Origin of the sequence: Pararhodobacter sp. SW119 (assembly GCF_017811755.1) — a bacterium.
GTDB lineage: Bacteria > Pseudomonadota > Alphaproteobacteria > Rhodobacterales > Rhodobacteraceae > Pararhodobacter.
Genome location: NZ_JADDJF010000018.1, coordinates 33,336 through 58,418, shown reverse-complemented (window position 1 = coordinate 58,418; position 25,083 = coordinate 33,336). Strand labels below are relative to the sequence as shown.

27 protein-coding genes and 2 tRNA genes are annotated in these 25,083 nt (G+C 66.3%); 12 read left to right on the top strand and 17 right to left on the bottom strand.

Annotated elements, in window-relative coordinates; all coding sequences use genetic code 11:
* Positions 1–9: 9 nt before the first annotated feature.
* Together IM708_RS12175 and IM708_RS12170 are read left to right on the top strand one after the other, a co-directional pair.
* Complete coding sequence (locus IM708_RS12175; protein WP_209426847.1) at positions 10–234, top strand: type II toxin-antitoxin system PrlF family antitoxin; 225 nt, start codon at positions 10–12, stop codon at positions 232–234.
* On the top strand, positions 221–565 hold the full coding sequence (locus IM708_RS12170) for a type II toxin-antitoxin system PemK/MazF family toxin (protein ID WP_209426846.1): 345 nt from the start codon (positions 221–223) through the stop codon (positions 563–565). Before IM708_RS12175 ends, IM708_RS12170 begins: the two co-directional genes overlap by 14 nt.
* Positions 566–573: 8 nt before the next feature.
* Here IM708_RS12170 and IM708_RS12165 read toward each other — a convergent pair whose 3' ends face one another.
* The 5 genes from IM708_RS12165 to dinB form a co-directional block, all read right to left on the bottom strand.
* Positions 574–1,782, bottom strand: a complete 1,209-nt coding sequence (locus tag IM708_RS12165) for a glycosyltransferase family 4 protein (RefSeq protein WP_209426845.1) — start codon at positions 1,780–1,782, stop codon at positions 574–576.
* Between the two features lie 75 nt (positions 1,783–1,857).
* Positions 1,858–3,309, bottom strand: coding sequence for a hypothetical protein (locus tag IM708_RS12160; protein WP_209426844.1), 1,452 nt, complete (start codon positions 3,307–3,309; stop codon positions 1,858–1,860).
* 13 nt (positions 3,310–3,322) lie between these two features.
* The gene (locus tag IM708_RS12155; protein WP_245243157.1) at positions 3,323–3,964 is read right to left on the bottom strand and encodes a polysaccharide biosynthesis/export family protein; all 642 of its coding nucleotides are present in this window, start codon (positions 3,962–3,964) and stop codon (positions 3,323–3,325) included.
* Between the two features lie 246 nt (positions 3,965–4,210).
* Complete coding sequence (locus IM708_RS12150; RefSeq protein WP_209426843.1) at positions 4,211–4,522, bottom strand: hypothetical protein; 312 nt, start codon at positions 4,520–4,522, stop codon at positions 4,211–4,213.
* Positions 4,523–4,633: 111 nt separating this feature from the next.
* Positions 4,634–5,752, bottom strand: coding sequence for a DNA polymerase IV (dinB, locus tag IM708_RS12145; protein WP_245243156.1), 1,119 nt, complete (start codon positions 5,750–5,752; stop codon positions 4,634–4,636).
* A gap of 252 nt (positions 5,753–6,004) precedes the next feature.
* Here dinB and IM708_RS12140 point away from each other — a divergent pair, with 252 nt between their 5' ends.
* Positions 6,005–6,598 (top strand): DUF4453 domain-containing protein, encoded by a 594-nt coding sequence (locus IM708_RS12140; RefSeq protein WP_209426842.1) that lies wholly within the window; start codon positions 6,005–6,007, stop codon positions 6,596–6,598.
* Positions 6,599–6,911: 313 nt separating this feature from the next.
* On the opposite strand, the gene IM708_RS12135 is transcribed toward IM708_RS12140, so the two are convergent.
* The 3 genes from IM708_RS12135 to IM708_RS12125 all read right to left on the bottom strand — a co-directional run bounded on the left by IM708_RS12135 (position 6,912) and on the right by IM708_RS12125 (position 8,962).
* Complete coding sequence (locus IM708_RS12135) at positions 6,912–8,234, bottom strand: pilus assembly protein TadG-related protein (RefSeq protein WP_209426841.1); 1,323 nt, start codon at positions 8,232–8,234, stop codon at positions 6,912–6,914.
* Between the two features lie 27 nt (positions 8,235–8,261).
* Positions 8,262–8,675, bottom strand: coding sequence for a TadE family protein (locus IM708_RS12130; RefSeq protein ID WP_209426840.1), 414 nt, complete (start codon positions 8,673–8,675; stop codon positions 8,262–8,264).
* A 197-nt stretch (positions 8,676–8,872) separates the two neighbouring features.
* Positions 8,873–8,962, bottom strand: a tRNA-Ser gene (locus IM708_RS12125).
* A 270-nt stretch (positions 8,963–9,232) separates the two neighbouring features.
* Between IM708_RS12125 and IM708_RS12120 the strand changes: the two genes are divergently transcribed.
* The 4 genes from IM708_RS12120 (at position 9,233) to IM708_RS12105 (ending at position 10,940) form a co-directional block, all read left to right on the top strand.
* The gene (locus tag IM708_RS12120; RefSeq protein ID WP_209426861.1) at positions 9,233–9,517 is read left to right on the top strand and encodes a hypothetical protein; all 285 of its coding nucleotides are present in this window, start codon (positions 9,233–9,235) and stop codon (positions 9,515–9,517) included.
* Positions 9,514–9,795, top strand: a complete 282-nt coding sequence (locus IM708_RS12115) for a type II toxin-antitoxin system RelE/ParE family toxin (RefSeq protein ID WP_209426839.1) — start codon at positions 9,514–9,516, stop codon at positions 9,793–9,795. Before IM708_RS12120 ends, IM708_RS12115 begins: the two co-directional genes overlap by 4 nt.
* 204 nt (positions 9,796–9,999) lie before the next feature.
* Positions 10,000–10,356, top strand: a complete 357-nt coding sequence (locus IM708_RS12110) for a hypothetical protein (RefSeq protein ID WP_209426838.1) — start codon at positions 10,000–10,002, stop codon at positions 10,354–10,356.
* Positions 10,353–10,940, top strand: a complete 588-nt coding sequence (locus IM708_RS12105) for a zeta toxin family protein (protein WP_209426837.1) — start codon at positions 10,353–10,355, stop codon at positions 10,938–10,940. Before IM708_RS12110 ends, IM708_RS12105 begins: the two co-directional genes overlap by 4 nt.
* Positions 10,941–11,059: 119 nt before the next feature.
* Here the strand turns inward: IM708_RS12105 and IM708_RS12100 are convergent, their stop codons facing one another.
* Both IM708_RS12100 and IM708_RS12095 read right to left on the bottom strand, forming a co-directional pair.
* Positions 11,060–11,902, bottom strand: coding sequence for a hypothetical protein (locus IM708_RS12100; protein ID WP_209426836.1), 843 nt, complete (start codon positions 11,900–11,902; stop codon positions 11,060–11,062).
* A 259-nt stretch (positions 11,903–12,161) separates the two neighbouring features.
* Positions 12,162–12,251, bottom strand: a tRNA-Ser gene (locus IM708_RS12095).
* Between the two features lie 290 nt (positions 12,252–12,541).
* On the opposite strand from IM708_RS12095, the gene IM708_RS12090 reads away from it, so the two are divergent.
* The 3 genes from IM708_RS12090 (at position 12,542) to xrtD (ending at position 16,908) form a co-directional block, all read left to right on the top strand.
* Positions 12,542–13,030 (top strand): ferritin-like domain-containing protein, encoded by a 489-nt coding sequence (locus tag IM708_RS12090; RefSeq protein WP_209426835.1) that lies wholly within the window; start codon positions 12,542–12,544, stop codon positions 13,028–13,030.
* Between the two features lie 263 nt (positions 13,031–13,293).
* Positions 13,294–14,940, top strand: coding sequence for an IS1634 family transposase (locus IM708_RS12085; RefSeq protein WP_209426834.1), 1,647 nt, complete (start codon positions 13,294–13,296; stop codon positions 14,938–14,940).
* Positions 14,941–15,294: 354 nt separating this feature from the next.
* On the top strand, positions 15,295–16,908 hold the full coding sequence (gene xrtD, locus IM708_RS12080) for a VPLPA-CTERM-specific exosortase XrtD (protein ID WP_209426833.1): 1,614 nt from the start codon (positions 15,295–15,297) through the stop codon (positions 16,906–16,908).
* Positions 16,909–16,986: 78 nt separating this feature from the next.
* Here the strand turns inward: xrtD and IM708_RS12075 are convergent, their stop codons facing one another.
* Positions 16,987–17,988 carry a ParB N-terminal domain-containing protein gene (locus IM708_RS12075; protein ID WP_209426832.1) on the bottom strand — a complete coding sequence of 334 codons (1,002 nt, stop codon included), beginning with the start codon at positions 17,986–17,988 and terminating at the stop codon, positions 16,987–16,989.
* A gap of 149 nt (positions 17,989–18,137) precedes the next feature.
* The gene (locus tag IM708_RS12070; RefSeq protein ID WP_209426831.1) at positions 18,138–19,514 is read right to left on the bottom strand and encodes an AAA family ATPase; all 1,377 of its coding nucleotides are present in this window, start codon (positions 19,512–19,514) and stop codon (positions 18,138–18,140) included.
* Positions 19,515–20,070: 556 nt separating this feature from the next.
* Between IM708_RS12070 and IM708_RS12065 the strand changes: the two genes are divergently transcribed.
* Positions 20,071–21,081 (top strand): replication initiator protein A, encoded by a 1,011-nt coding sequence (locus IM708_RS12065; protein WP_209426830.1) that lies wholly within the window; start codon positions 20,071–20,073, stop codon positions 21,079–21,081.
* Positions 21,082–21,158: 77 nt separating this feature from the next.
* Here the strand turns inward: IM708_RS12065 and IM708_RS12060 are convergent, their stop codons facing one another.
* The 5 genes from IM708_RS12060 to IM708_RS12040 all read right to left on the bottom strand — a co-directional run bounded on the left by IM708_RS12060 (position 21,159) and on the right by IM708_RS12040 (position 24,392).
* Positions 21,159–22,310, bottom strand: coding sequence for an MFS transporter (locus tag IM708_RS12060; RefSeq protein ID WP_348524967.1), 1,152 nt, complete (start codon positions 22,308–22,310; stop codon positions 21,159–21,161).
* Between the two features lie 279 nt (positions 22,311–22,589).
* Positions 22,590–22,838, bottom strand: coding sequence for a hypothetical protein (locus IM708_RS12055; RefSeq protein WP_209426828.1), 249 nt, complete (start codon positions 22,836–22,838; stop codon positions 22,590–22,592).
* Positions 22,839–23,075: 237 nt separating this feature from the next.
* The gene (locus IM708_RS12050) at positions 23,076–23,618 is read right to left on the bottom strand and encodes a recombinase family protein (RefSeq protein ID WP_209426827.1); all 543 of its coding nucleotides are present in this window, start codon (positions 23,616–23,618) and stop codon (positions 23,076–23,078) included.
* A 214-nt stretch (positions 23,619–23,832) separates the two neighbouring features.
* The gene (locus tag IM708_RS12045) at positions 23,833–24,126 is read right to left on the bottom strand and encodes a type II toxin-antitoxin system RelE/ParE family toxin (protein WP_209426826.1); all 294 of its coding nucleotides are present in this window, start codon (positions 24,124–24,126) and stop codon (positions 23,833–23,835) included.
* A complete protein-coding gene (locus IM708_RS12040; protein ID WP_209426825.1) occupies positions 24,114–24,392 on the bottom strand; it encodes a CopG family ribbon-helix-helix protein in 279 nt (92 codons plus the stop codon). The genes IM708_RS12045 and IM708_RS12040 overlap by 13 nt, the downstream gene beginning before the upstream one ends.
* Positions 24,393–24,606: 214 nt before the next feature.
* Between IM708_RS12040 and IM708_RS12035 the strand changes: the two genes are divergently transcribed.
* Positions 24,607–25,044 carry a hypothetical protein gene (locus IM708_RS12035; RefSeq protein WP_209426824.1) on the top strand — a complete coding sequence of 146 codons (438 nt, stop codon included), beginning with the start codon at positions 24,607–24,609 and terminating at the stop codon, positions 25,042–25,044.
* Positions 25,045–25,083 lie beyond the last annotated feature (39 nt).

Below are 25,083 nucleotides of genomic sequence, written 5' to 3'. Positions count from 1 at the left end.
GACACGGGCATGGGGACGATGATCGTCAGCAAGATTACCAGCAAGGCGCAGACCACGATCCCGCAGGCCGTGCGCAAGGCGCTCGGGCTGCGGGCGGGTGACAGCCTGACCTATGTCATCGAGGACGGGCGGGTGATCCTGATGCGGAGCGAGGCCGCGTCCGCCGACGATCCCTTCGCCGCCTTCACCGAATGGGCGGGCGAGGCCGACAGCCGGGCCTATGCCGGGTTCTGACGGCCTGCCCGGTCGGGGCGATATCGTCCGGGTTCCCTTTCCCTATACAGACGGTGCGGCACGGCAGCACCGCCCGGCACTGGTCATCGCTCGCTCGGGCCCGGGGCCGGGCTTCCTGTTGTGGGTGCTGATGATCACCTCGGCCGAGAACCGGGGCTGGCCGGGGGATATCGCCATCCCCGATCATATCGCCGCCGGCCTGCCCGCGCCGTCACTGGTGCGCACGGCGAAGATCGCCACCATCGAGGCATCCCGCGCCGACGCGCGGGGCCGGCTGGCAGGGCCGGCCCTGGCCCAGATCATGACCGAGATCCGGGCCCGGATCGGCTGAGCGGCGCCTCAGCGCCCCATCTTGGCGAAGATGCGGTCGTAGGCGGCCAGCAGATGCGGCACCGAATGGTCCCAGCTCAGCCGCTCCAGCACACGGGCGCGGCCCCGCCGGCCCATCTCGGCGCGTTTTTCGGGATTGTCGATCAGTTCGGCGATCTTGCCGGCGAAATCGGCGGGGTCGTTGGCCTGGGCATAAAGCGAGGCCTCGCCCGCCGAAGCCCGACCCTCGGTCAGGTCGAACTGCAGCACCGGCTTTTCCAGCGTCATGTATTCCATGACCTTGTTCATCGTCGAGATGTCGTTCATCGCGTTCTTCGGATCGGGCGCCACGCCGATGTCGATGGAATTGAGCACCCGCAGAAGGTCGTCGCCGTAAAGCGCCCCGGCGAAGGTGACGTGATCCCCCAGCCCGCGCGCGGCGGCATCGCGCTTCACCTCGTCCAGATGCGGGCCGAAGCCGACGATGACCGCGTGCAGGTCGGAATGGCCCATCCGCCGCACCAGAAGCTCGATTGCGCCGAGCAGCAGGTCCATCCCCTCCTGCTGGCCGATGACCCCGACATAGCCCAGCACCGTGCCCGCGCCCTTGCGCACGGCCGGATCGGCCGGGCCGGGCACGAAGCGTTCGACCCGGGGCGCCGAGCGGACGACGAAGACATCCTCGGGGGCCATCCGGCCCCGGCCCTGCGCGATCTCGCGGAAACTCTCGTTGGTGGCGATCGAGACGCTGGCGCTGGCGAAATTCAGCCGCTCCCAGATCAGCATGATGCGGTGCAGAAGGCCGCGCCGGCCGAACTTGGCCTCGAACAGCTCGGGGCAGACATCGTGGTGATCGAACAGGTAACGCACGCCATGAGGCCGGTAGCGCAGCCCCAGCAGCCAGAGCAGATCGGGCGGGTTGCAGCCGTGGATCACGTCGAAGCCCTGCTCGCGCCACACCTGGCGGGCCAGCCGGAACATGCGCCAGAGCGAGACGCCCCATTCGCGCCCATAGGCCAGCGCTCCGACATGCGCCTCGGGCGGGGCGGGATAGCGGTAGATGTGGACGCCCTCGATCTCCTCGTAGGGTTCGTCCCAGCCGCGGCCGGTGGGGCTGATCACGCTGACCTTGTAGCCATGCGCCACCAGCGTCGTGGCCTCCAGCCAGACCCGACGGTCGAGCGGAACCGGCAGGTTCTCGACGACGATCAAAACGCGGCGTTCAGCGGTGGCGGGCATCGGCGATCCGTATGTGGCGCGTCCCGCGGCCCGACCACCGGGCTGTCAAGCCGGCCGGGCCGGCCGGATCGATGATCAGAGTCCGAAATCGATACTGCGCGAAATGTTGAGGAAAACCCCGTGATTACTGGTGCGCCCCGCCGCGCGGTCGATGGAATCGAAACGATAGCCCATGTTCAGGTTCCAGTCCGGGGTCAGCGCACGGCGATAGGTCGCGGTCACAGTAGCGCTATCGTCGGTCCGCGCAAGATAGCGTGCGCCCAGATTGAAGCTGGATAGGCTGTTTATTGCGTGGTTGTAATCGACCGAGAGCGAGGTGAAAGCCTCGACCTCGTCATCGACATTGATGCCAAAATCCCGGTTGGCGCGCAGCGACAGCGTGCCGGTCGGCATGTCGTGGCGATAGGTCAGCTGCCCGACGGTGCGCCGGTCGCCCTCGGCGGTGCGCGCCATCCCGATCGACCCCGACAGCGCCCCGCGCGGCAGGTCCAGCGCCCGGTTGAGGCGGAAGCTGCGCCGCGTGCCGTTCTCGTTGGTGACCGCGCTCAGGCTCAGCCCGACGGTGCCGTTGCGCAGGCTCCGGGTCAGCCCGATGTCGCCATCGAGGCCGCTGCTCACCTCACGGGTGCCGGGCGTGCGTTCGCGGGTGATCACCCGGCTGGGACCCAGGCTCGCGTCAAGGACCAGCACCTGCGAGAATTCGTGCCGCACGCCGAAGCGCAGGCTGATCCGGTCGCGCAGGGTGCGAACCGCGTCCTCGGCATCGAAGCGCGAGGCAGAGAAGGCGATACGCCCGGTGGTGACCGGGCTCAGCCGCAGCCGCAGGGTCAGGCCCAGCTGATCGCGCGTGCTGTCAGCGCCCGAGGCGGGAACGGAATAGCGCAGCGTCCTGCGGCTGGCGGTGCCGGTAAAGCCGATCGGCCCCTCGCGCCCCAGGTCGATCCGCCCGGACAGGCTGCCGGCGGTGCGTGTGCCGCTGCCCAGAAGCGCCGCCTCGTCCTCGGGCAGGATGATGACATCGACGAAGGTCGGCTCGCCGGCCTCGTCCAGGACCGGCAGGCCGGTGTCGTCGACGACCGGCAGGCTGACCAGGAAGTCGTCGATCGGCCGGCGGAAGGCCAGGCTGTCGCGGTTGTAGCTGGCGCTGAGGGCGATGCCCGAGTTTGCCGCGTCCCGCCGGTAGGAGGCGGTCAGGTTCGGGCCGGTGAAGCGGAAGCGGCGCGAATCGTTCGGCACGTCGAAAAGGCGGGCGTTCAGCTGCCCCTGCAGGCTGAACTGCTCGGTCCGCGTTTCCGACCGCAGGCCGAAGTTCAGCCCCGTGGTCGACACCAGGCTGCTCCCGGGGTCAGAGGGGGCCAGTTCGCGGTTGCTGTCAGCGGCAAAGCCCTGGGAGAAGCCGAAGACCGCGCGCATGCCCGTGCCCTGCTGCGCCAGGGCCGGCACGCTGGCCAGAAGCCCCGCCGCGAAGGCCGCGCCGATCCCGGCACGGACCGCCCGCGACCGGCTGTTGCGCATGGTGGATTGCATCCGGCGTCCCGCCTTATTCGAAGAGCCGCCGCTCCGGCACCAGGACCACGTCGCCCTCCTGCAGCACGATCGGGTTGGGCAGCGCCGCTCCCTGCTGAAGCGCGCGGTAATCGATCGGATAAACCCGCTCCTGCCCCTGGGCGTCGATCCGGCGCAGCTGGATGCGGCGCGTCGCGGCAAAGCGCGACAGCCCGCCCGACTGGCTGAGGAACTGCAGGATGGTGGTTCCCGGCACCACTTCGCGCAGGCCGGGGTTGGCGATCTCGCCCAGGGCGTAGACGCGGATCGTGGCCGCTGCCGCCGCCGGGCCGACCGGGCCGGGGTCGCGCAGCCGCGCGATCGAGACGAAGACGCTGGGCGGCACCGCAAAATTCGGCGCCAGCGCCTCGGAAAGGTTGGTGCGCACCTGATCGAGCGAGCGACCGCCCACCGGCACCGTGCCCACCAGCGGGAACGAGATCCGCCCGTCGGGCAGCACCAGCGCCTCGCGGTTGAGGCTCGAATCCTCCAGCACCTCGACACGCAACACGTCGCCCGGACGCACCTGGTAGTCCTGGGCCTGCGCCGCCCCCGGCGCCAGAAGGCCGGTCGCCGCGCCGACCAGTGTCAGCACCATGGCCAGCACGATCCGTCTGATTGGCAAGATCTGTCTCATGGGTCCCTCTTCAATCCTCACCGCTGGTGACCCGACGCGCCGGATGTCCAGCCTGTTGAACCCGCAATCCGGGCAAAGTTGTATTTGTCCTATACCGGATGCAGGCAACAACAGAAGCCCTTCGCCCGCAAGCACCAAACTTTGCCCCGAAGCGTATCGTCGGGGCAACAAGCGGATTTCACCCGCGCGCAGCCCGCTTCAGCACGCTCTGCGGGAAAGTCGTCGGTTCGGAAGGGAGGGAAAACCTCAGAACGGGCGGCGGGGGTGTTTCGCGCGCGAAACGCGCGGGTCCGGCCGGGCCTCGATCCGGATGGCGCGCGCCGGCGGCTCCTGACGGGACCCGGTCACGACCAGAAGCACGAACGCCCCCAGAACCAGCGCCAGCATCAGGGCCATCGCCACCGCCGCGGCCTGCAGGACCGTGCCGAAGACGATGCCTTCCAGACCGACCGCGACCACCGTCGCCACCGCGGCAAAGCCGAGGAGGGGCGCGGCCCGTCCCCATCCGTTTTCCGGGGTACTCTGCTCTGACGTCTCGTGAATGGGTGTCCTGCGCATTGCCGATCTCCATTTCCTGTCGATCGGGGCGGGTAGGCTGCGCCGGGGGCGCATCGATCGACGCCTGTCCTTTCAACGCGCGGCCCCCCGCCGGGTTCCGGCTGCGCGGGCTCAGCCCGGCGGGTCCTCCTGCCAGAGCGGCAGCTGGACCGCCCCTTCGGCGCCGCGGTCGAACGTGGCCAGCGTCACCCCCAGCAGGCGGATGCCGCGCGGCGTGGGGAAAAGCGGCGCCAGCAACCCCTGGGCCAGCTGCACCAGTTCGGGCTCCGAGGCGACGGCGGTGGCCTGCGTGCGCGACCGGGTGATCTGCCGGAAATCGGCATATTTCACCTTCACCACCACCGTCCGCCCGCGCAGATCGCGCGCCGCGGCCTGCCGCCAGACCTTGGCGGCCAGCGTCGCCAGTTCGGCGCGCGCGGCGTCGGCATCGAAAAGGTCGGCGGCAAAGGTGTCCTCGGTGCCCAGCGACTTGCGCGGCCGGTGGGGCTGCACCGGGCGGGTGTCAATGCCGCGGCTGATGTCGAAATACCAGCGCCCGGCCTTGCCGAAATGCGCCTGCAGGAAGGCCGGATCGCAGGCCCGCAAGTCGGCCCCGGTGCGGATGCCCAGCCGTTCCATCCGCGCCGCCGTCGCCGGGCCGACGCCGTGGAACTTCGTCACCGGCAGCGCGGCCACGAAGGCGGCCCCGCGCGCCGGCGGGATCACCGCCTGCCCGTCGGGCTTGTTGATGTCGCTGGCGATCTTGGCCAGGAACTTGCAGTACGAAATCCCGGCCGAGGCGGTGAGGCCGGTTTCCGCCAGGATGCGGGCGCGGATGCGGCGCGCGACCTCGGTCGCGAGCGCGAGGCCCTGCTTGTTCGCGGTCACGTCCAGATAGGCCTCGTCCAGCGACAGCGGCTCGATCAGGTCGGTGAACTCGGCAAAGATCGCGCGGATCTGCCCCGAGACGGCGCGATAGACCTCGAACCGCGGGCGCACGAAGACCAGTTCGGGGCATTTGCGCCGCGCCGTGACCGACGGCATGGCCGAGCGCACGCCGAAGGCGCGCGCCTCGTAGCTGGCCGCCGCCACCACGCCGCGCGCGGCCGAGCCGCCGACGGCGACGGGCCTGCCGCGCAAGGCCGGGTCGTCGCGCTGCTCGACCGAGGCATAGAAGGCGTCCATGTCGACATGGATGATCTTGCGCGCCGCACCGCCGGTTTCCGCCCTGCCCTCTGCCCCCGGTTCCAAAGCCGCCCCCTGCCCTTCAGGGCGTCACGCCGGCGCGGCCCCCTGCCCGGCGCATAGCGCCGCCGGATCTTCCTGCGCGCGCATGGCCTGGACTTCGGCTGTGTCGCCCCGCCTGTGCCAGGCCAGAAAAGGCGGCGCGGGCCGGGATGTCAATTCCGCCCTGCCCCACCCCCGGGACGGACGGAAAACGCCTTCTCCGGACCCGGCGCGCGATGATAGACTTCGCCGCATCCCCCGCGAAGGAACCGCGCCATGCGACACCTGCTGCCTGCCCTTCTGCTTTCGGTCCTGTTCCAGCCGGCGCTGGCGCCCGCGGCGCGGGCCGACACCTTCTGCGACCTGCTCTGGGTGACGCGGAACATGATCTTTCACCGCGCCGGCTACTGCTTTTCCAGCCCGCTGGCGCAGCAGCTGTTCGGCAATTCCGGCTGCACCGGCACCGATCCCGCGCTGTCGGCCACGGACCGGGCAGCGGTGGCGCGGATGCGCGAGCTTGAGGGCCGCATCGGCTGCCGGATGGACACGTCGCGCGCGCCCTCCGCCGGACAGCGCGGCATCCACGCCCGCCTGTCGCGGCTGATCGACCTGCCCGAGCCCGATGAACTCGGCTGGGGCTGCCTGGGCTACCGCGGCGCGCCCTTCACGCTGCATGCCGGCACCTCGGCCGCGGCGCCGGTGACCGGCCGGGTGGCGCCGGGGCAGTTCGTCTATTCCGAATACTGGCCGCGCGACGGCTGGGCGTATCTGAGCGTGACCAACGGCCCGGGCCAGCCGGTCATTGCCGAGGGCTGGTCGTCCCACCGCTTCGGCGGCGGCGACGGGGCCTGCGACCAGGAAGCGGGCTGACGCCCCCGAGGCACCTGGATGCAACGTGGTCAGGCCCCCGCCGCGCCGCCCGGTCGGGGGCGCGGCAGGGGAAATGAAGCCGCGCGGCCGGGTTGACCCCCCAGATATGGTATGCGCCACCATCCCAACCCCAAAACGGCCCGAAAATCGTGCGAAAGTCCCGGGGCAAAAAACGTCGATTCTTTTCACTTTCGGGCGGTTTTCCGTTCCTGAATCTCATCTACGGGGGATTTCATGCAATCCCTAGACGATTTTCAGGCCCGACGGGCCATGTGTGCGCACGCGCACGCCCGAAGCGATCGACAAGGGCGTCTCAGAACACCATGCGGAAATAGTTGGCCTCGAAGTTGCCCTCCATGCCGCTACCGCACAGCGACATGCTGGAATTCGAGGTGCCGTCGATCTGACCGCCGGCAACCAGCGACGCGCCCTGGATCCCGTCGGCCCGCGCCGCGAACTCGATGTTGCCCTGCGCCAAAAGCTGGCTGCCGAAGATCCCCAGGCTCGAGGGGAACTCCATCCCGCCGAGCGTGATGATCTGCGCCCCGCCGCCGGGGGCACAGTCGTCGTCGCGCCCGAAATTCGCGCTCGACGCACCGCTGATCGACTTGGTGTTGGTATTCGTGGTTGCCAGGATCACGTCTTCGAGCCGCATGTTCTGGCTCATGCTGACCTGGCAATTGGTGACGATGACGACCTCGGTCAGGACCACGTTGTTCTTGAACCCGAACTTGCCGTTGGAATTGCTGCAGTTGATCCGGTGGACCCGCCCCGGGGTGAAGTCGCCCGCCTCGAGGTTGTTGTTCGGCGCGATGGTGATCACCGGATCGAGCGGGTTGACGTAGTCGGGCAGGTAGGCGGCTTCGCGATCGCCCAGCCCCTCGATGATGTTCTCCAGCTCGTCGAGGATGCGGATGTCCATCTTCCCCTCGCGCAGCGCCGCCTCCAGCCCCTCGTTCTGCGAGAAACCGCTGTTAGGGATGTCGAGCTTGTCAAGATCGGGCATCGAGACGATCGTGCCTTCCTCGAAATAGTTGTTCTGGTTGAAGCGTACGTGGTCGTTGGAATGGATGCAGAAGCCGTTGAAGAAGTTGTTGTTCGACTGCATGTCGACCTTGCCCTCGGCGACGAAGCCCTCGCGCAGGCAGGCCGGCTGGTAGCGCGCGAAGACCGCGGTCGCCTGGACGTCGAAGGAGTCGACGCCGGCGAAGCGCAACAGGAAGGTGCGCAGCTGGTTGGCGCGGCTGTTGGCCAGCCGCGTCGTGGCCCGCGCCGCGGTGAGCGAGTCCGGATCCGGCACGAATTCGCGCGCCTGGAAGCTCCAGGTGCCGAACTCGATGTCCTCGTCGGTGAGCACCGCGCCGAAGCGCTCGGGCGACATGTTGGCCACGTGCACCGCGAGCGCGAAGTCGACGGCATCGACCGCCTCCTCGCGCTGCCGGACAACCAGCGCGGCATGGGCGGCGCTGTCGGCGGCCGTCTGCAGCTGCGTGCGCGCCGAGTAGTGGTTGGCGAGATCCAGCGCGAAGCCGGACAGCAGGATCATGACGATCAGCACGTAGAGGCTGAAGACCGTGAAGAAGCCGTCCTCATTGCTGAAGAAATCGCGCGGACGGAAGATGGAGGATTCAGTCATGCGCATGCCGTTTCTCGCTATCGGTCCTCAATTTTCGATCAGGTGATGAGAGAAGATGGTGAGTTGCATGTTGGCAAAGGGCTGCAGCAGCCCCACGCCGGAAAGATCGCCCGCACGCACGCGCACGACGCTCTGCACGATGTCTCCCTGCCGCGTGCTCTCGGGCGCGACAATGGCGCCGAAGCGCGCCGCGCCCGCCGCGATCGCCGCCTCGGTCGCCTCCAGGCTGTCAAGCCGACCGACGGCGTAAGCGCGATTGCCGTCCTGGATTGCCCGCAGCACATGCGCACGGTTCATCAGGATCATGGATGCATCGAAAACAAGCGCGATGAAGGCGATGAAGACGGGCGTCCAGAGCACCGCTTCCAGCGATGCGCTGCCGGACTCGTCGGCCAGGCGACCGCACCAGGCCTTTTGCCATTTCGGAAATCGGGCTTCCACTCGCTACTCCTGCATACGCGCACGATAGACCGTAGATAACGCGCCTTGAATCCGGCAATTTCTGGACCGTAGAATGACGGCGGCGTGGCGCATAGTGACGAAACACCGGCGTAGTTAACTGCCTGAACCGAAAGATCATGGCGCAAGACCTGTCCGGATCACCGAGCGGCGACGATGGCGAGGAGCTTTGCGGCTGATGGCGGATGGGGTGGGATTCGAACCCACGGTGAGGTCTCCCCCACGCCGGTTTTCAAGACCGGTGCCTTAAACCACTCGGCCACCCATCCGCTGGGGCCCTCATAGGACCAGCGCGGGCGTCGTGCAATGCGGGTCTGGCCCAGGGGACGGGGCGAACGAAGGGCGCGAACCGGGCCCAGCCCCTGACGGTAAATGTTGAAGACATCGCTGGTCACTTGGGCAGACTTCCCTGTTCCAACGCGGCATTCCCCGAATAAATCTTCGAGAGCCCCGTTTGACGTGAGGTTCATCGAACGCCGCTTGCCTTCGACCCCGCTTCGTATTCCATTGTAGTTCATCGCAGCCGAAAGGAATACGCCATGGGCACCACACCCTATTCGATTCGTCTCGACGATGACTTGAGGAGATCACTGGAGAAAGAAGCGGAGATCGAGGATCGTCCGCCTGCGCAGCTCGCGGTACGCGCCATTCGCTCGATGCTGAAAGCCAAGGCAGCCAAGCGCGCGGCCATCGACGCAGCCCTTGAAGAAGCAGATCAGGGGAAATTTATCTCTGCCGAAGCGGTGAATGCCTGGATCGCCTCGTGGGACAGCGAAAACGAACTCCCCGCACCGAAGGCTGACATCACGCGCGACAGCGCATGAAGATCGTCTTCCTGGAAAGCGCGGTGCAGGACATCCAATGGTTCCGTTACTATTATCGATCTGTTTTCCCCGCGGGCAGCGCCAAGGCTCGCGACAAGATGAAGGCCATCCAGGCAACATTGGCTGCCAATCCCTACGCTGGTCATTCCAGTGACACACGAAAGACAGTGCGGGAGTTTTCCATACCCCGGACTCCCTTCATGGTCGTCTATCGCGTGATGCCAACCCAGATCGGGGTTCTTCGGCTTTGGGATATCAGGCAAGGCACCGAATACTGAGACTTTCGCCAATCAGGCCAAAATTCAACGACCCAAGAACAGCCGGCGCCCGCCACGGCGCTGCCTTCAACTTTACCGTCAGGGGCTGGGAACCGGGCGCCGCAGGGTGACGCATTCCGCGCGGTGGGAGCTATCAAAATGGGCTCGATCCTTGATTTTAAGGTAGCATTTTGCTACCTATAGCTTGACACAAGGAGGGCGAACATGGCGCAATCCGTGAAACTTGCCGACGAAGTCATGGCTCTGGTTCGGCGTGAAGCAGAGCTTCACAGCCGCTCGGTGGCCGGCCAGATCACCCACTGGCTCAGGATCGGCCGAGCGATAGAGCAATCCGGCACTTACGATCATGCGCGCGTCACTGCGGCCCTGGAGGGGCGGCTTGATACTACTCAGCTGCGCGCGGAGGAGGAGGCCGCCTGGCTCGACGCCTTCACCAGAAAGATGGGGCAACCCTCCGAGACTGAAGAGGCCTTCCACGCTGGCCGCCAGGCCCTCGGCCGGGGCGTCGGGCTCGATGCCGGTGGCAACCTCGTCTACGCCAAGGATGATGCTGCTGCATGAGGCCCAGCCTTGTCCTGCTTGCCGGTCCCAATGGCGCCGGCAAGTCCACCCTCTACCAGACCCGCGTGGCCCCCAGCTTCGCGGGTCCCTTCATCAATGCCGACATCATCCAGCGTGACGAGCTGCGAGATCCGTCGATGGAGGCCTCCTATGAGGCCGCCCGGATCGCCGAAAGGCGCCGTGAGGAGATGCTGCTGGCGGGCACGAGCTTTGCCGCAGAGACGGTCTTCTCCCATCCCTCCAAGCTCGAGATCATCGAGAGCGCCCGGGCGCGTGGATACCTCGTTGTGGTCATGCATGTCGGCGTCGACAGCCCGGACCTGTCCGTCGAACGCGTGCGCGGCCGCGCTGAAGAAGGTGGCCACGGCGTTCCCGAAGACAAGATCCGCGCGCGATACGAACGCAGCCAGCCGCTCATTCGCCAGGCGGTGTTGGGCGCTGATAGGGGTATGGTCTTTGACAACTCCCGCCTCAATACGCCGCCGCAACAGATGCTGGTCTTTGCAAGCGGCCGCCTGGTTCAGGCAGCGCCGACGCTGCCGCGCTGGATTCTCGGCGTCTACGCGGCCGACCTCGCGATCTGAACGTGGGCTGAACGTGCACCGCCGACGTTTTTGCGACAGGTTGGCGGCCAGGCATCTCCCACTGCGCGGAATGCTCAGCCGCAGGGGGCGGGTGTTTCGCGCGCGAAACGGGGGTGCGGTCAGTACCAGAAGCCTTCGCGCCGCCAGATGGTGAAATGGCCACGCACCGGCGGCGCCGGGTTGCCGCCATCGATGGTGAAGAGCCGCTTGCCGCCCTCGCTCTTCTGGCCGGTCTGGCGCAGGATGACGTATTCGTTCGTCTGCGGGCCCGTCGCCTTGCCGCTCGAACTCTGGCACATGTCGATCTGCGCGCGCTTGTCGGGCAGCTGCTTCCAGACCCAGTCGATCAGCGCCACGTGTCCCGGCCAGCACATGAAGTCGAGGGGCTTCACCTCGGTGATATCGTCGATGTTGATCTTGCAGACATCACGCGGGTAGTGGCGCGCGCCGACCGAATGATAACGGTCCCACTCGCCCACCCAGATCAGGTAGTTCGCCACGAAGCCGATGCAGTCCATGCCGAAGAAGCGGTCCTCGACCATCGTCTGCAGCGCCTGGGCATCCGACATCTTGTCGAAATACATCCGCTTGATCTTGCCGCTCTTGCGGGTGTTCTTGCTGCCATCCTTCTTCGCCCGGTCGCAGACCTCGACCGTGTACTTGTCCAGCAGATCCTTGTTCTTCAGCATGAAGTTCCAGATCTTCACGAACGCCTTGTCGTTGCCCTGCCCCTTCAGCGCCAGGTCGATCGCCGAGCCGCCGACATGGTCGTGCAGCCGCTCGCCGCTGGCGGTGCGGATCCAGCGGAAGTTCTTGTAGAAGCTTGTGGCCCCGTCGTTGCCCCCGTTCGACCGCGTCGAGCAGAGATACTGGTTGAGCTTCACCCGCCCGCCCGTGGTCAGAAGGCCGGGCTTGATCAGGTGGTCGACATATTCCCAAGGCAGATGGAAGGCTTCCGCCATGATCGTTTTCCTCGACCGGCATCGAAAACGATGCGCAGGGCCGGGCGTCTCGGTCGGGCACCCGGACCCGTTTCTGTCACAGGTATCGGAACAGACTTCAGGGCCCCGGAAGGAGTGCCCGGAAGGCCGCCGATGATCAGGAAACGAGGTAATGGGCATAAGTCTACGCCCGATCCGAATACCGCGCAAGCTTGGGCGACACCCCCCGGAGGCCAGAAGCCCCGCCCCTGCGGGAGGCCGATCGGACCGCCAGCCGGACTGGCGGAGAGAGGGGGATTCGAACCCCCGAGACGGTTTCCCGCCTACACGCTTTCCAGGCGTGCGCCTTCGACCACTCGGCCACCTCTCCGCATCGGTGTTCGGCACTTACCAGCCCGGGGAATGCGATGGCAAGCGAGGACTTGGGCTTGCCCGGCAGGAACCCGCGAAGCGACGCCGAAGCGCGGGAACCCCCGCTCGGGTTGCCGAGTTGCGCTCTCGACGGGCTGGCAGAACGGAACCGCGTTCATGGCAGACCGGAATCAAGGTGGCTCAAGGAGACGGCGCACGCTCGGGCGCGCCCGCATGCGGGCGGGCGGGCGAACAGGTGCCGCGCGGATCCAGGGGCGCAACACCTCATACCGTGAAAGGAGCTTTCACATGAAGACCCTGAACGAAGCCTTCGAACACACCCTCCAGGACATCTACTGGGCCGAGAACGCGCTCTCGAAGGCGCTTCCCAAGGTCTCGAAGGCGGTTGGCAATGCCGATCTCAAGGCGGCCTTCGACGATCACCTCAAGGAGACCAAGGGCCATATCAAGACCCTGGAAAAGGTCTTCAAGAGCCTCGGCAAGTCGGCCTCGGGCGAGAAATGCGACGCGATGGACGGCCTTCTGAAGGAAGCCGACGGGCTGCTGGAAGAAGCCGAAGGGCATGCGCTGGACGTGTCCGTCATCGGGGCGGCACAGGCGATCGAGCATTACGAGATTGCCCGCTACGGCACCCTGCGCGAATGGGCTAAAGAGCTTGGCCATGACGAGGCCCATGCGCTTCTCGGCACGATCCTCGACGAGGAGAAGGCGGCGAACGCGAAGCTGACCGCGCTCGCCGTGGAAGCCGTGAACCCCAAGGGCAAGCGCAAGTCCTGACGCCCCCTGCTCGGTCGCCGGCTCCGGCGACCGGGCACCGCGCCGCTGTTTCGCACGCGAAACGCCCCCCTGCGGCACTCTTCCGCGATCCCCGCCATTACCCCCCGAAGTTCGACAAAATCGCCTTCGATTGGGCGCGATTTGCGATGCCTGAGAGAATCCGTTCAATAGGTTAGATGAGCCATGATGTGAATCTTGTGTAGTCACACGAATGGCTCATTCATGCTCTTGCATGGTTAGGGTTTGCGTGGCAATTTGTAGGCATGTTCGTGCGCATCAACGAGAGCGGAGGGCGACGCTATCTTCAGATTGTCGAGTCCTTCCGCAACGAAGCGGGCAAGCCGCGGCATCGTGTCGTGGCCAATCTCGGGCGCCTCGACGATAAGGATGGCAGCCAGCTCGATGCTCTGATCCGAGGGCTCTGTCGTGCGGCCGGACGCGAGGAGCCCGCCAAGCTTGAGATCACCCATGAGCCGGCACGCGCCTATGGCGACGTCTTCGCTCTGCACGAACTCTGGAAGGATCTTGGCTTCGATCGGGCACTCAGCCGAAGCTTGCGCTCCGGCAAGCGCAAGCTCGACGTCGAGGCCCTCATCCGGGCCATGGTGTTCAACCGGTTGTGCGCGCCGGACTCGAAGTTGGGCTGCCTGCGCTGGCTGGAGACCGTCGCGATGCCGGCCATGCCCGACGCCGTGACCCACCAGCATCTCCTGCGCGCGATGGACGCGCTGATGGACCATGCCGAACGGGTCGAGATGGAACTGGCCAAACAGATCCGACCGCTGGTGGATCAGGACCTGTCGATCGTCTTCTACGACCTGACCACCGTGCGCATCCACGGGGAAGGCGCAGTCGAGGACGACATCCGCGCCTTCGGCATGAACAAGGAGATCGGCGGCATCGCCCGGCAGTTCGTGCTCGGCGTGGTGCAGACTGCCGAGGGGCTGCCGCTCATGCACACCGTCCACCCGGGCAACGTGGCGGAGACGAAGACGTTGCAGGCCATGCTGACAACGGTGCTGGAGCGCTTCCCGATCCAGCGCGTGATCCTCGTGGCTGACCGCGGGCTGCTGAGCCTTGAGAACATCGGCGAGCTGACTGCCCTGGCAGAGCGGGGCAGCCGCCGGCTGGAGTTCATCCTCGCCGTGCCGGCGCGGCGCTACGCGGAACTCGTGGGGACTTTCAGGGGACTCCCCTTCGATGAAGAAGGCCTGGCCGAAAGCACCTTCGCCGGCCACCGCCTGATCGTCGCTCATGATCCCCTGCGCGCCGCCGAGCAATCCGATCGGCGCCATGCCCGCATCACCGCACTTGAGGACATGGCCGGCAAGATGGTCAAGAAACTCGATGCCCAGGACGACGGCCAGACCGCCCGCGGCCGCCGCGCCTCGGACCGTGGCGCCTACAGCCGGTTCACCCGCGCGGTCGCCGAGGCGGAACTCACCCGCTTCCTGAAAGCCGACCTCCAGGCCGACCGTTTCAGCTACAGCGTCGACGAGGATGCCATCGCCGAAGCCGCACTCTTCGACGGCAAGCTCGCGCTGATCACCAACGCCCCAGACCTGACCCCAGCGGAGGCCGTCGCGCACTACAAGGCGCTCGCCGATATCGAGCGCGGCTTTCGCGTCTTGAAATCAGACATCGAGATCGCCCCGGTCCACCACCGCCTGCCGGAGCGCATCCGCGCCCATGCGCTGATCTGCTTCCTCGCCCTCGTCCTCTGGCGGGTCATGCGCATGCGCATGAAGGTCAAGGGCCACAGCGCCAGCCCGCGCACCGCCCTCGACATGCTCGCGCGCATCCAGATGCACAGGGCAAGGATCGGACAGAGCATGGTCGACGGCCTATCGACAACAACGCCAGAACAACTGGAGCTTTTCGACACCCTGAACCTGCCCAAACCCAGCTAACGGCCGACGTGTAGTCACAAAATGGTCTATCCGGACATAGTTAAATCATACACTTATCGGTTTTGCTGTCGAACTTCTGTACCCCGGCTCGGTGCGCACCGCTCCCGGTCCTCGGCCACCCGAGGAGCGCGCGAGGACGCGGCGCCCCCTTCACCCACCGCGCGAACCAGTCCTGGCACTTCACAACCCTGAACGGAATCCGGGCGCGAATAATTAAGCCGACAGTGTCATTTGCGTGATCCCATGGAGGAATCTGTCGCATCGATCAGGCCGTTGCGGTAGGAAACGATCAGATTTGGTTCCGATGCCCGCGGGAAACCGGACGGCGTCGATGAAGAAAGTGGTGTTTCGACGATGTCGTTTTCTGACACGCTGACCCGATTCCCGCGCGGCGGGTCCGTGGCCTTCAATCCGCTCGGCGTGGCGCTGTTCCTGGGCCTCGTCGTCGCCTCGCTGCCGGTCTTCTGGGACGGGTTCCGCTCGCTCGTCCGGGCCTGGTCGACGCCGGAATACAGCCACGGCTGGCTGATCCCCGCCATCTCGCTTTTCCTCTTCCTGCGCGAGTTGCGGGGGGCACCGCCCCCTCCGCAATTGCCCGCGATGGGGCTGGCACAACGCTGGCAGGGACTGGCGGTCGTGTTTCTGGGCCTCGCCGTGGCGATGGCCGGGAACCTGACGCGGATCAACGACCTGGTGACCTACGGGCTGATCCTCTGGGTGGGCGGCGTGGTGCTGACGGTCTTCGGCTGGGACCGCGGACGGCGCCACCAGTTGCCAGTCTTCCACCTGATCTTCATGCTGCCGCTGCCGACCTTCGTCTATTTCAAGCTGATCATCTTCCTGCAGGGCGTGTCGTCCGAGATCGGGGTGCTGTTCGTCCGTCTGATGGGCATTCCGGTCTTCCTGGAAGGCAACGTCATCGACCTCGGCGTTTACAAGCTGCAGGTGGCCGAGGCCTGCGCCGGGCTGCAATACCTCTTCCCGATCCTGTCGTTCACCTATCTCTTCGCGATCCTCTATCGCGGGCCGATGTGGCACAAGGTCTTCCTGTTCCTGCTGGCCGCCCCCCTGACGGTGCTGATGAATTCCTTCCGCATCGGGATGATCGCGATCCTCGTCAATTCCTACGGGATCGAACATGCCGAGGGCTTCCTTCACGCCTTCGAGGGCTGGGTGATCTTCATCACCTGCATTGGCATCCTGTTCCTGGTGGCGATCGCGCTGCAACGGCTGACTCCAAACCCGCTGCCGCTCAGCCGCGCGATCGACCTGGACACTCAGGGCCTGGGCGGGATCGCGGCGCGGGGGCTCGGCATCCGGGCCTCGCTGGGGCTGGCGCTGGCCGCTATGCTGACCATGGGCGCCTCGGCGGTCCAGCTGATCGAGACCGGCAGCGATCCGATCCGCCCCGACCGCGACCCCTTCTCGATCTTCCCGCGCGACGTGGGCGAATGGCGCGGGCGGCAGGCCTTCCTCGATCCCGGCATCGAACGGGTGCTCGGGGCGACCGACTACATGGACATGCATTTCGCCAACCCCGCAAGCGGCGAGCGGATCAACCTCTTCGTGGCCTATTACGACGAACAGACCGGCGGCTCGGGCATCCACTCGCCCGAGGTCTGCCTGCCCGCCGGCGGCTGGGAGATCGCCAGTTTCGAGAACCATCCGCTGGACATGTCCGCCACGCCCTTCGGCGATTTCGCGGTCAACCGCGCGGTCATCCGCAAGGGGATGGAAGAACAGCTGGTCTATTACTGGTTCGAACAGCGCGGGCGGCGCATCACCAACGACTTCGTGGCGAAGATGACCGTGGTCTACGACAGCCTGATGATCGACCGCACCGACGGCGCGATCGTGCGCTTCATCACCCCGATCGACCCGTCCGAACCCGAGGGCGCGGCCGATGCCCGCCTGCAGGAGTTCATGCGCCAGACCATCCCCGCCCTGCCCCGGTTCATCCCCGAATAGCGGCGCCGCCTGACGACGCGAGAACCGCGACGAAACCGTTTCGCGCGCGAAACGCCCTGCCCGTCCGTCGTCCGCGTGTCAGCCCTGCCCGTCGCTCAGCCAGGTGCGCAGCCGGCGGGCCAGCGCGGCGTCGATACCCGAACCGGTGAGGGTTATGCGGCCGCGTTCGGGCTCGTAGGTGACGATGGGCGTTTGCGCCGATGGTTCGGTCGCGGACCCCGCCGGCTTCCGGGTTTGGCCAGGGGGGGTTCTTGGGGCAGGCGCGGCAAGACGGGAGAGGCGCGCAAGTTCCGCCTCGGCGCTTTCGGGCGGGTTCTGGCCCAGTTCGCCGGTGATGCGCGCGCCAAGGTCCGGATCCTCGGCCAGCGCGGCCGACAGCCGCAGCCCCAACCGCTCGGGGATCGCGGCGGGAAAGCGTAGCGCCGCATCCAGTTCCCGCACGATGCGCAGAAACGAGCCGATCTTGGACCGGCGGGGTCGCGAGGCGGCGGCGAAGAGTGCCTGAAGCGCCGCCGTGTCGCCGGGAAAGACCCCGGCCTCGACGGCGCGGGCGACGATGCGGGCGCGCTCGTAATAGGAAAGCCCGGCGCGGATCTCGTTCTCCTCGACCATCGCCAGATAGGCCTCGGGGGCATCGGCGGGCCGACGCAGGATGGCGAGCGCGGCGTCGAAACGCGCCTCGTCGGTCTCCTCGTGCAGCGATCTCAACGCCGCGATCCGCCGCCAACCCGAGATCAGGCCGTAGCGCCCGTCGCCGAGGTCCACCACCTCGACGGGGACCTGCTGGCCGCGCGCCCGGATCGAGGCGATCAGCGCCGCCTGCCCCTCGTCCTCGATCCTCAGCCGGTCACGGACCAGCCAGTCGGTCTCGATCGCATCCAGCGGCAGGGACTGGATCATGCGTCCCTCGGTCCGCGCGCGTTCGAACCGTTGCGCCATGTCGGCGAGCGCCGAGGTCGCGGCCGCCTCGCCGGCCACTTCGGCGATCGGCGGACGGCGCAGGGGGATCGGGGCGGCCGCTTCGGCGGGTGGGGATCCGGCGAGCAGGGGCGCGGCGGTCAGGCGACGACGCTTGGCCATGGCTCAGACCCTGCCTGCGTTTCGCGCGCGAAACACCGCGCGCCGGGGACCCGCGTCCCATTGGCAAACCACCTTAAAAGCAGTCGTGCCGTTTCGCGCGCGAAACATGCCCGTCCCGTTCCCGCCCATTTCGTCCATGCCTGACCTCCTCATTCCGCGGCCGCCCTTGCCGCCAGTTCGTCGCGCCGCCAGACGCCGACCAGCAGCTTCTTGAAAGCAGCATAGGTTTCATCAAAGGTTTCCCGGCCGCGCGCATAGGTGTCGCGGTTGAAGTCGCGGTAGTCGGCCTCGTAGATGCCCGAGACCTGCTCGCCGGCCTGACCGATGAGCGCGGTGAATTCCTGCCGCGAGGGCGAGAGCGTGCGCCCGAGATAGGCCTGGATCAGCGCCGCCAGCTCGCCCTGCTGGTTGGCGTCGTAGCGCGTCAGCACGGCGCGCACCGCGTCCCACTCGAACCGCAGGCCTTCGGTTCCCAGCGCGCGGGCGGCCATGTTTTCGGCCTCCTCGATGCTCGCAAAGGTCGAATGCAGCATGTCGAAGAAGCGCCCGGTCGAGTCGAATTCCAGAAACGAGGCGCCGAACGGGACCAGCAGGATGTCGGCCGCGGCGAGGCCATTGATCGTCAGATAGCCAAGGGCAGGGGGGGTGTCGACGAAGATCACGTCGTAGCGGTCCAGGACGCCATCGGCCTCCAGGCTCTCGGTCAGCGCGTCCCAGAGTTTCCAGCCGCGCGCCGCCATCCGCCAGACCGGGATCTGGAATTCGGCCCAGTAGAGGTTCAGCTGCGCGCCGATCAGGTCGATGGTCGGCCAGTGGGTGGGCCGGATCAGATCGCCGGCGGTGATCTTCAGCGCTTCGGCCAGCGTGTCGTCCAGCGGTTGCGGATTCTCGCCGCGCTCGAGCCGCGCCTGGTTGGCCTCGCGCAGATGCCGGGCGTAGTGGCGGGCCAGCAGCGGAAAGACCGTGCCCCATTCGTCGGCGACCTGCCCCCCGAAGATCGAGGTCATCGACCCCTGGCTGTCCAGATCGACGACGAGCACCCGGTAGCCATCCAGCGCCGCCGACATCGCCAGATGCGCCGCGGTCGACGTCTTGCCGACGCCACCCTTGAAGTTGGCGACCGCCACGATCTTCGCGGGCAGGCCCTGGGGCCGGTAGGGCAGGTACTCCTTGGCGCGCGATCCCTCCGCGGCGAAGTGGGCCCGCAGGCGCAGCACCTCGTCGAGGGTGAACCATTTCGCGCCGCCTTCGGTCTGGCTCAGGCCTTGCGGCAGCTCGGGGTTGGCGCGCAGCACCCGGCGGAAATGGGCCGGCGCGACAGGGATCAGGTAGCGCGTGATTTCCCAGGTCGAGAAGCGCCGGAGTACGCGCTCGCCGCGCGCATCCAGCCCCCGGCCGGCTAGGTCCGCCCGTCCGCGCGCGCAGGCTTCTGCGATGGCTGCAAAGCCGGCCGAGGTCGTCGGCGCGTCAAGCGCGGCCATCGCCTGGTCGGGCGCGATGTTGAAATAGGACGGCACCTCTGCCATGCCCGCCTCCTGTCCGGTGTTTAGGCGGCCCGGTTCTGGTGCCGCCCTTTTTGCCGGTTGCTCGATGTCCCGACCGTTCGATCCGGTCATGTATCGTGTTTTTCACAGCATATCACGATTCGCAGCACCCGGAAGCATTTTCCGCACATCACTGCTTTTTCTCAGCAATTTCAGGCTGTGGGAGGGTATGACCGATGGTGCGTCAGGCGTGTCGCAGATTTCTTCCCAGTTAGTTTCCAGTTATTTCATTAGTTACAGCCTTCTGGGTTCTTTGGATATGGCTTGTTTCCCAAGCGGTTGAACCTACTGGTCGGAAGGGCAGTGAATCCGAACCCCCGATAGGGTGAATCGGATCCCCCGAAGAAACGATTCCGAACCCCCGATCCTTCGGTCATTCCAGGCTGGACGCAGGCTGTGGATAACTTTAGGCTCGGTGTCACTGAAACCACGATAGAGGGTGGCCGGATTTCACGGTCCGAAGTCGCCCCGCGAGCAGACCAGAGAGCCACGATCAGATCCCGGAACGGGGCGGCAAGGCTTGGGCACGAGGGCAGGCATGGGCCAGGCGATAGCAGCGGGGCAGGGGCTTCTGCCCGACCGTCACCCGACAGCGGATTTCTTTCTGTGTGACATCCTGGGCGCGTTGCCCAAGGATGATCTGGCGAGCATGGAGCATCCGATGTTCTCGCTCTCCACCCGGCCCGACCGGCGCATCTTGCGCTACGACCACAACGGCGTCGCGATCACCGTGACGCCGTCGGTCAAGGGGCTGGCGACGATCTTCGACAAGGACATCCTGATCTATTGCATCAGCCAGCTCATGGCGGCGCTGAACGCCGGCCGGCCCGTCGCGCGCGTGTTGCACCTGAAGGCCCATGACCTGCTGGTGGCGACGAACCGCGAAACCTCGGGCGATGGCTACACTCGCCTGCGCGAGGCCTTTGAGCGGCTCTCGGGCACGCGCATCACCACCAATGTGGTGACCGGTGGCGAGGAGGTGACGACAGGCTTCGGCATGATCGAGACCTGGCAGATCCGCCGCCGGTCGAAGGGCGGCCGGATGATCTCGGTCACCGTGCAGCTGTCGGAATGGCTTTTTCGCGCGGTGTTGGCGAAGTCGGTGCTGACCCTGAGCCGGCAGTATTTCCGGTTGCGAAAGCCGCTGGAGCGCCGGGTCTACGAACTGGCGCGCAAGCATTGCGGCCACCAGCCCGAATGGCGCGTCTCGCTCGAGGTGCTCCTGAAGAAGTCGGGCTCGGCCAGCCCGCGGCGGGTTTTTCGCAAGATGATCCGCGACATGATCGTCGCCGACACGCTGCCCGACTACACGCTGTCCGAGGAGCCGGGCGATATCTTCCGCGTCTGCCCGCGCGCCGTGGTGATCGAGCCGGGCACCGTGCCGCTTCTGGCCGAGGCCACGCTGGATCGCGCGCGCACCCGCGCCGCGGGCTGGGACGTGCATGCGCTTGTTGCCGAGTGGCAGGGGTTCTGGCTGCGCTCGGGCCGGCGGCGCCTGCGCAACCCCGACCGCGCCTTCCTCGGCTGGCTGGAAAAGCGTCTGGGGTGAAGCAGGCGTTTCGCGCGCGAAACACCCCGAACCGATATCGCGCCGACGCGGCGGGGCAGGGGGGGCGGGCTTGCCACTCAGCGCAAGGCGCGTGCGCTCTGCCACAGGAGCGCCGTCAGGACCACGTTGAGCAGGGCGAGCAGGCCCAGGGTGTCCAGCGTCAGGTCGGCACCGCCGACGGACAGCAGGACCGCCCCCACCGAAGGGGCGAGCGCCTGAGCGATTAGTGCAGGGCGCGCCAACTGCCCCATTATCGGGGCGTAGCGGTCGGGGCCGAACAGTGCCATCGGCAGCGTGCCGCGCGCGATCGAGAAGATGCCGTTGCCGGCTCCGTAGAGAAAGATCGCTGCGCCGACGAAGGGCAGCCCCAGCGCCATCATGCCCAGCCCCGCGGCCGCCAGGCCCGTGGCGCCGGCCAGGGTCCAGACCGGATGATGCCGTCCGCCACTGGCCATTTCCAGCAGCCGTGCCGCCACCTGCGCCGGGCCGATCAGCGCGCCGAGGGCGACCGCCTCGGCCAGTGACAGGCCGCGGCCCTGCAGAATGGTCAGTAGATGGACCGAGACGATGGTGACGGTCAGCCCGGACAGCACCGCGATGGCCATGAGAAGGATGAAGACCAGCCGCTCCATCGGTGCCAGCCGTGCATTCGCGGGCATGGCGCCGGGCGTTACAGGCGGTGTGGCGATCTTTCGGGGCAGGACCATCAGGATCAGCGGCAGGCTGACCGCCAGTTGAAGCGCGGCATAGCCTGCGCAGGCCCCGCGCCAGCCCAGATGCGCGACCAGAAACGCCGAGAGCGGCCAGCAGACCGTGCTGGCGAACCCTCCCCAGAGCGTGAGGACCGTGATCGCCGGCCGTGCGCTGCGTCCGTAAAGGCCGCCCAAGGTGGCGAAGGCCGCATCGTAAAGCCCCGCGCCCATGCCGAGCCCGATCAGCACCCAGCCGGCGACGAAGACCGGCAGCACCGGGGCGATGGCCAAGGTCAGCAGTCCCGCCGAGAGAAGAAGGGCCGACAGCGCCAGGACAGGCCGGCCCCCGTTCTGGCGAATGGCCTCTCCCACACGCGGTGAAACCATGCCCGCCACGAACAGCCCGATCGACAGGCCGAAGACGATCCAGGTCAGCGGCCAGCCGGTATCCCGGGCGATCGGGGCGGCCAGCACCGCCAGCAGATAATAGGAACTGCCCCAGGCCAGGATCTGGACGACACCCAGGGCCGAGATCACTGGCCATCGCCGGAAGGAAGGCCGAAAGGCCGGCCCGTCTTTCGCTGTCATCCGGTTCCTGCCCGCCCGGGTGCCCGTCCCTTATCAGGCCCTTGCTGTATCGGTTCCGCGTTCGTGCCGCGATTCGCGTTGCAGCGTAGTTCGCGCCTTTTGGCGGGACCAGATCGGAAAGGAGGGCCTTTCAGGCGGGCACTGCGCCGGGTCGGGGCGCAACGACGAACGGCGGTGCCGGAGCACCGCCGTCCTGTGGTGCCCGACGCGCGGGCAACCGTGTGGTGATCAGCCTTCGCTTTCGTCGTCGCCGATCACACCGCTTTCGCGGGCTTCGTTGTATTCGTCCTCCGAGACCTGACCGTCGCCATCGGTGTCGATCTGCTCGAACTCCTCGGGCGTGACGTCCGGATAGGCCATCATGAAGTCTGCCATTGTCAGCGGGAACTCATGCTCGGCAGCGTCATGGCTGTCGGCCAGGGCCGGCGCGCCGGCAAGAGCGATCACGCTGGCGGCGATTGCAAGATGCTTCTTCATGGTCTTTTCCTCTCAGTTGTCAGGAAGCCGTCCGGCGGCTTCGCAACACAACAGCAGGAAGGAGAGGCCGTTCCTTCAGTTCCCGCCACAGTTGCGACGTTGCGCGGAAACCCGCTTTTTGCGCCATCGAAACCGCTGAAGTTGCAAGGCGGACGGCGAAGGTCGCGCGGGCCGCGGGCCAGCCGTCGGATCGGATCGATCCGGAACCGAGGGGGTCCGGCGACGAGATTGCGCCGATCACGTCACTCTTCTGACGGTCTTCGTGCTGACCTTGAAAAGCGCGGCAATCTCGGGAAGCGGTCGCATCTCTTCGTCGCGCATGCGGCGCACCTCGGTCACCTGTGCCGGCGTCAGCGCGCGCGGCCGTCCGCCGACCCGGCCCCGCTTTCGCGCGGCTTCCAACCCCTCGCGCGTGCGCTCGGCGATGCGCTCACGCTCGAACTGGGCGATGGAGGCGAAGACGTGGAAGACCAGCCGCCCGGCCGGGGTGGTGGTGTCGATATCCTCGGCCAGCGAGCGGAACCCCGCTCCGTGCTTCTTGATGTGCTCGACGATTTCCAGGAGATCTTTCAGGCTGCGCGCAAGGCGATCGTATTTGGTCACCACGACCACATCGCCAGGACGCAGTTGCTCCAGCAGCCGGTCGAGTTCGGGGCGGTTGCGGGCAGTGCCGGTGATTGTGTCGGCGAAGATACGCTCCGCCCCGGCGGCGGTCAGCGCATCGCGCTGGCTGTCGAGGCTCTGTTCCAAGGTCGAGACGCGCGCATAGCCCAGGATCATGGCCAAAACCCTCCCAAAAGCACAACGGTTTTGGGAGGGATTTTTGTCTGCGTCAAGCGATTGACGGATCGTCTGCCGTCACCGGAGGAACAAAAACGACCGTTTATGTCCGGACGTGCAGGTGCCAAACGGCCAGAAGCGAAGCGGGATGTGCTTTCAAATGGATAATCACCTTTGCAGATTTCTGCGGGGGCGCTTTTTCTGAAGCAACACCTTAGTGATATCCGGCCTCTTTCTGGTGCCGGATTGCGAGGATTGTCACGGTATCATCGTCAAGGTGGTATCGAACGACATAGCCGCTGTCGCCGAAGTCGATGAGCCATTCCCGAAACTCTTCGGGCAGATCGTCGACCACCCGTCCGAGGCGGGGATGCGTACCAAGCAGGTTCAAGCCCTGCCGGATCGCCTCACCCGCCCGATGCGCTGCATCGGCGCTCTTTGGGCGCAGGAAATCACGCAGTCGTTGCAGGTCCCGGATTGCCGCCGGAGCAAATTCTACTTGTGGCATTCAGGGGCAGGTAGTTCGTTCTCAAGTCCCCAGCTCGCCAGCCACTCGTCGACCTTTTCAGCGGTCGTGTGCAGCCTGGCATCCTGAAACTCTTCCCATGCCTTGAGTGTATCCAGACGCAGCACCTCACGCTTCTCCTCTCGCTCGACATACTGCGCAATGGCTTCACGCATGATCCAGTGGGATGTGCGTTTACGAACTTTAGCGAGATGCTGGACGCGTCCTTTCATGTTGTCGTCCAGTTTGATGGATGTTGCCGACGCCATGTGACCTCCGAGCAAAGGTAATACCTTGCGCTATCATATAGTGTTTAGCGGTTGCTTGTAATCAGGAAAAACGTCGGAGGCATATCGCCGAAGCTTGGCAAGGGGGCCGGCGGCTGGTCCGGGCGTGGTCGGTTTGACACGCCCGAACCTCCGCGGCCCGAGAAAGGGGAAGGAGAGGGGCAGGTCGGATCAACCGCAAAAGGGATAGAAAACGATGCCAACGACTGCCTCTCTTATCCAATACCCCACCACGCTTGCGCAGGCGCATGCCGAGTTGCTCGACACATGCCAGAACTACCTTCAAGCCCACAAGGCCTCGCTGATCGAAGTGGCGGGTTTCACCGCAGGCGACACCGGCACGCGCCTGGCGCATCAGCTTTGTAGCGATATCGCCGCGGCTGACCGCTGGCATGCGGCCTTCGCGCGACGGCTGTGCACGCTGTGTGGGCTGCTGCGTCTCGATCATCTCGATGATCCTGACTCCCCCTATCCGGTGCCCACCGAGGTGCTCGACCCCGATCCCGCGCGCGTGACCGATTGCTGCTGGCATGTCGAACGCCTGGAGGCACTGATCGCGCGCAGCGACGCCATCTCCGCCCACGCCATGCGCCTGCCGCGCCTTCCCGTCCGGCGGCCGCTGCGCTCGGCCTGAGCGCATTCCCAGACTGACACCCGCGTTCCGGCACCGCCG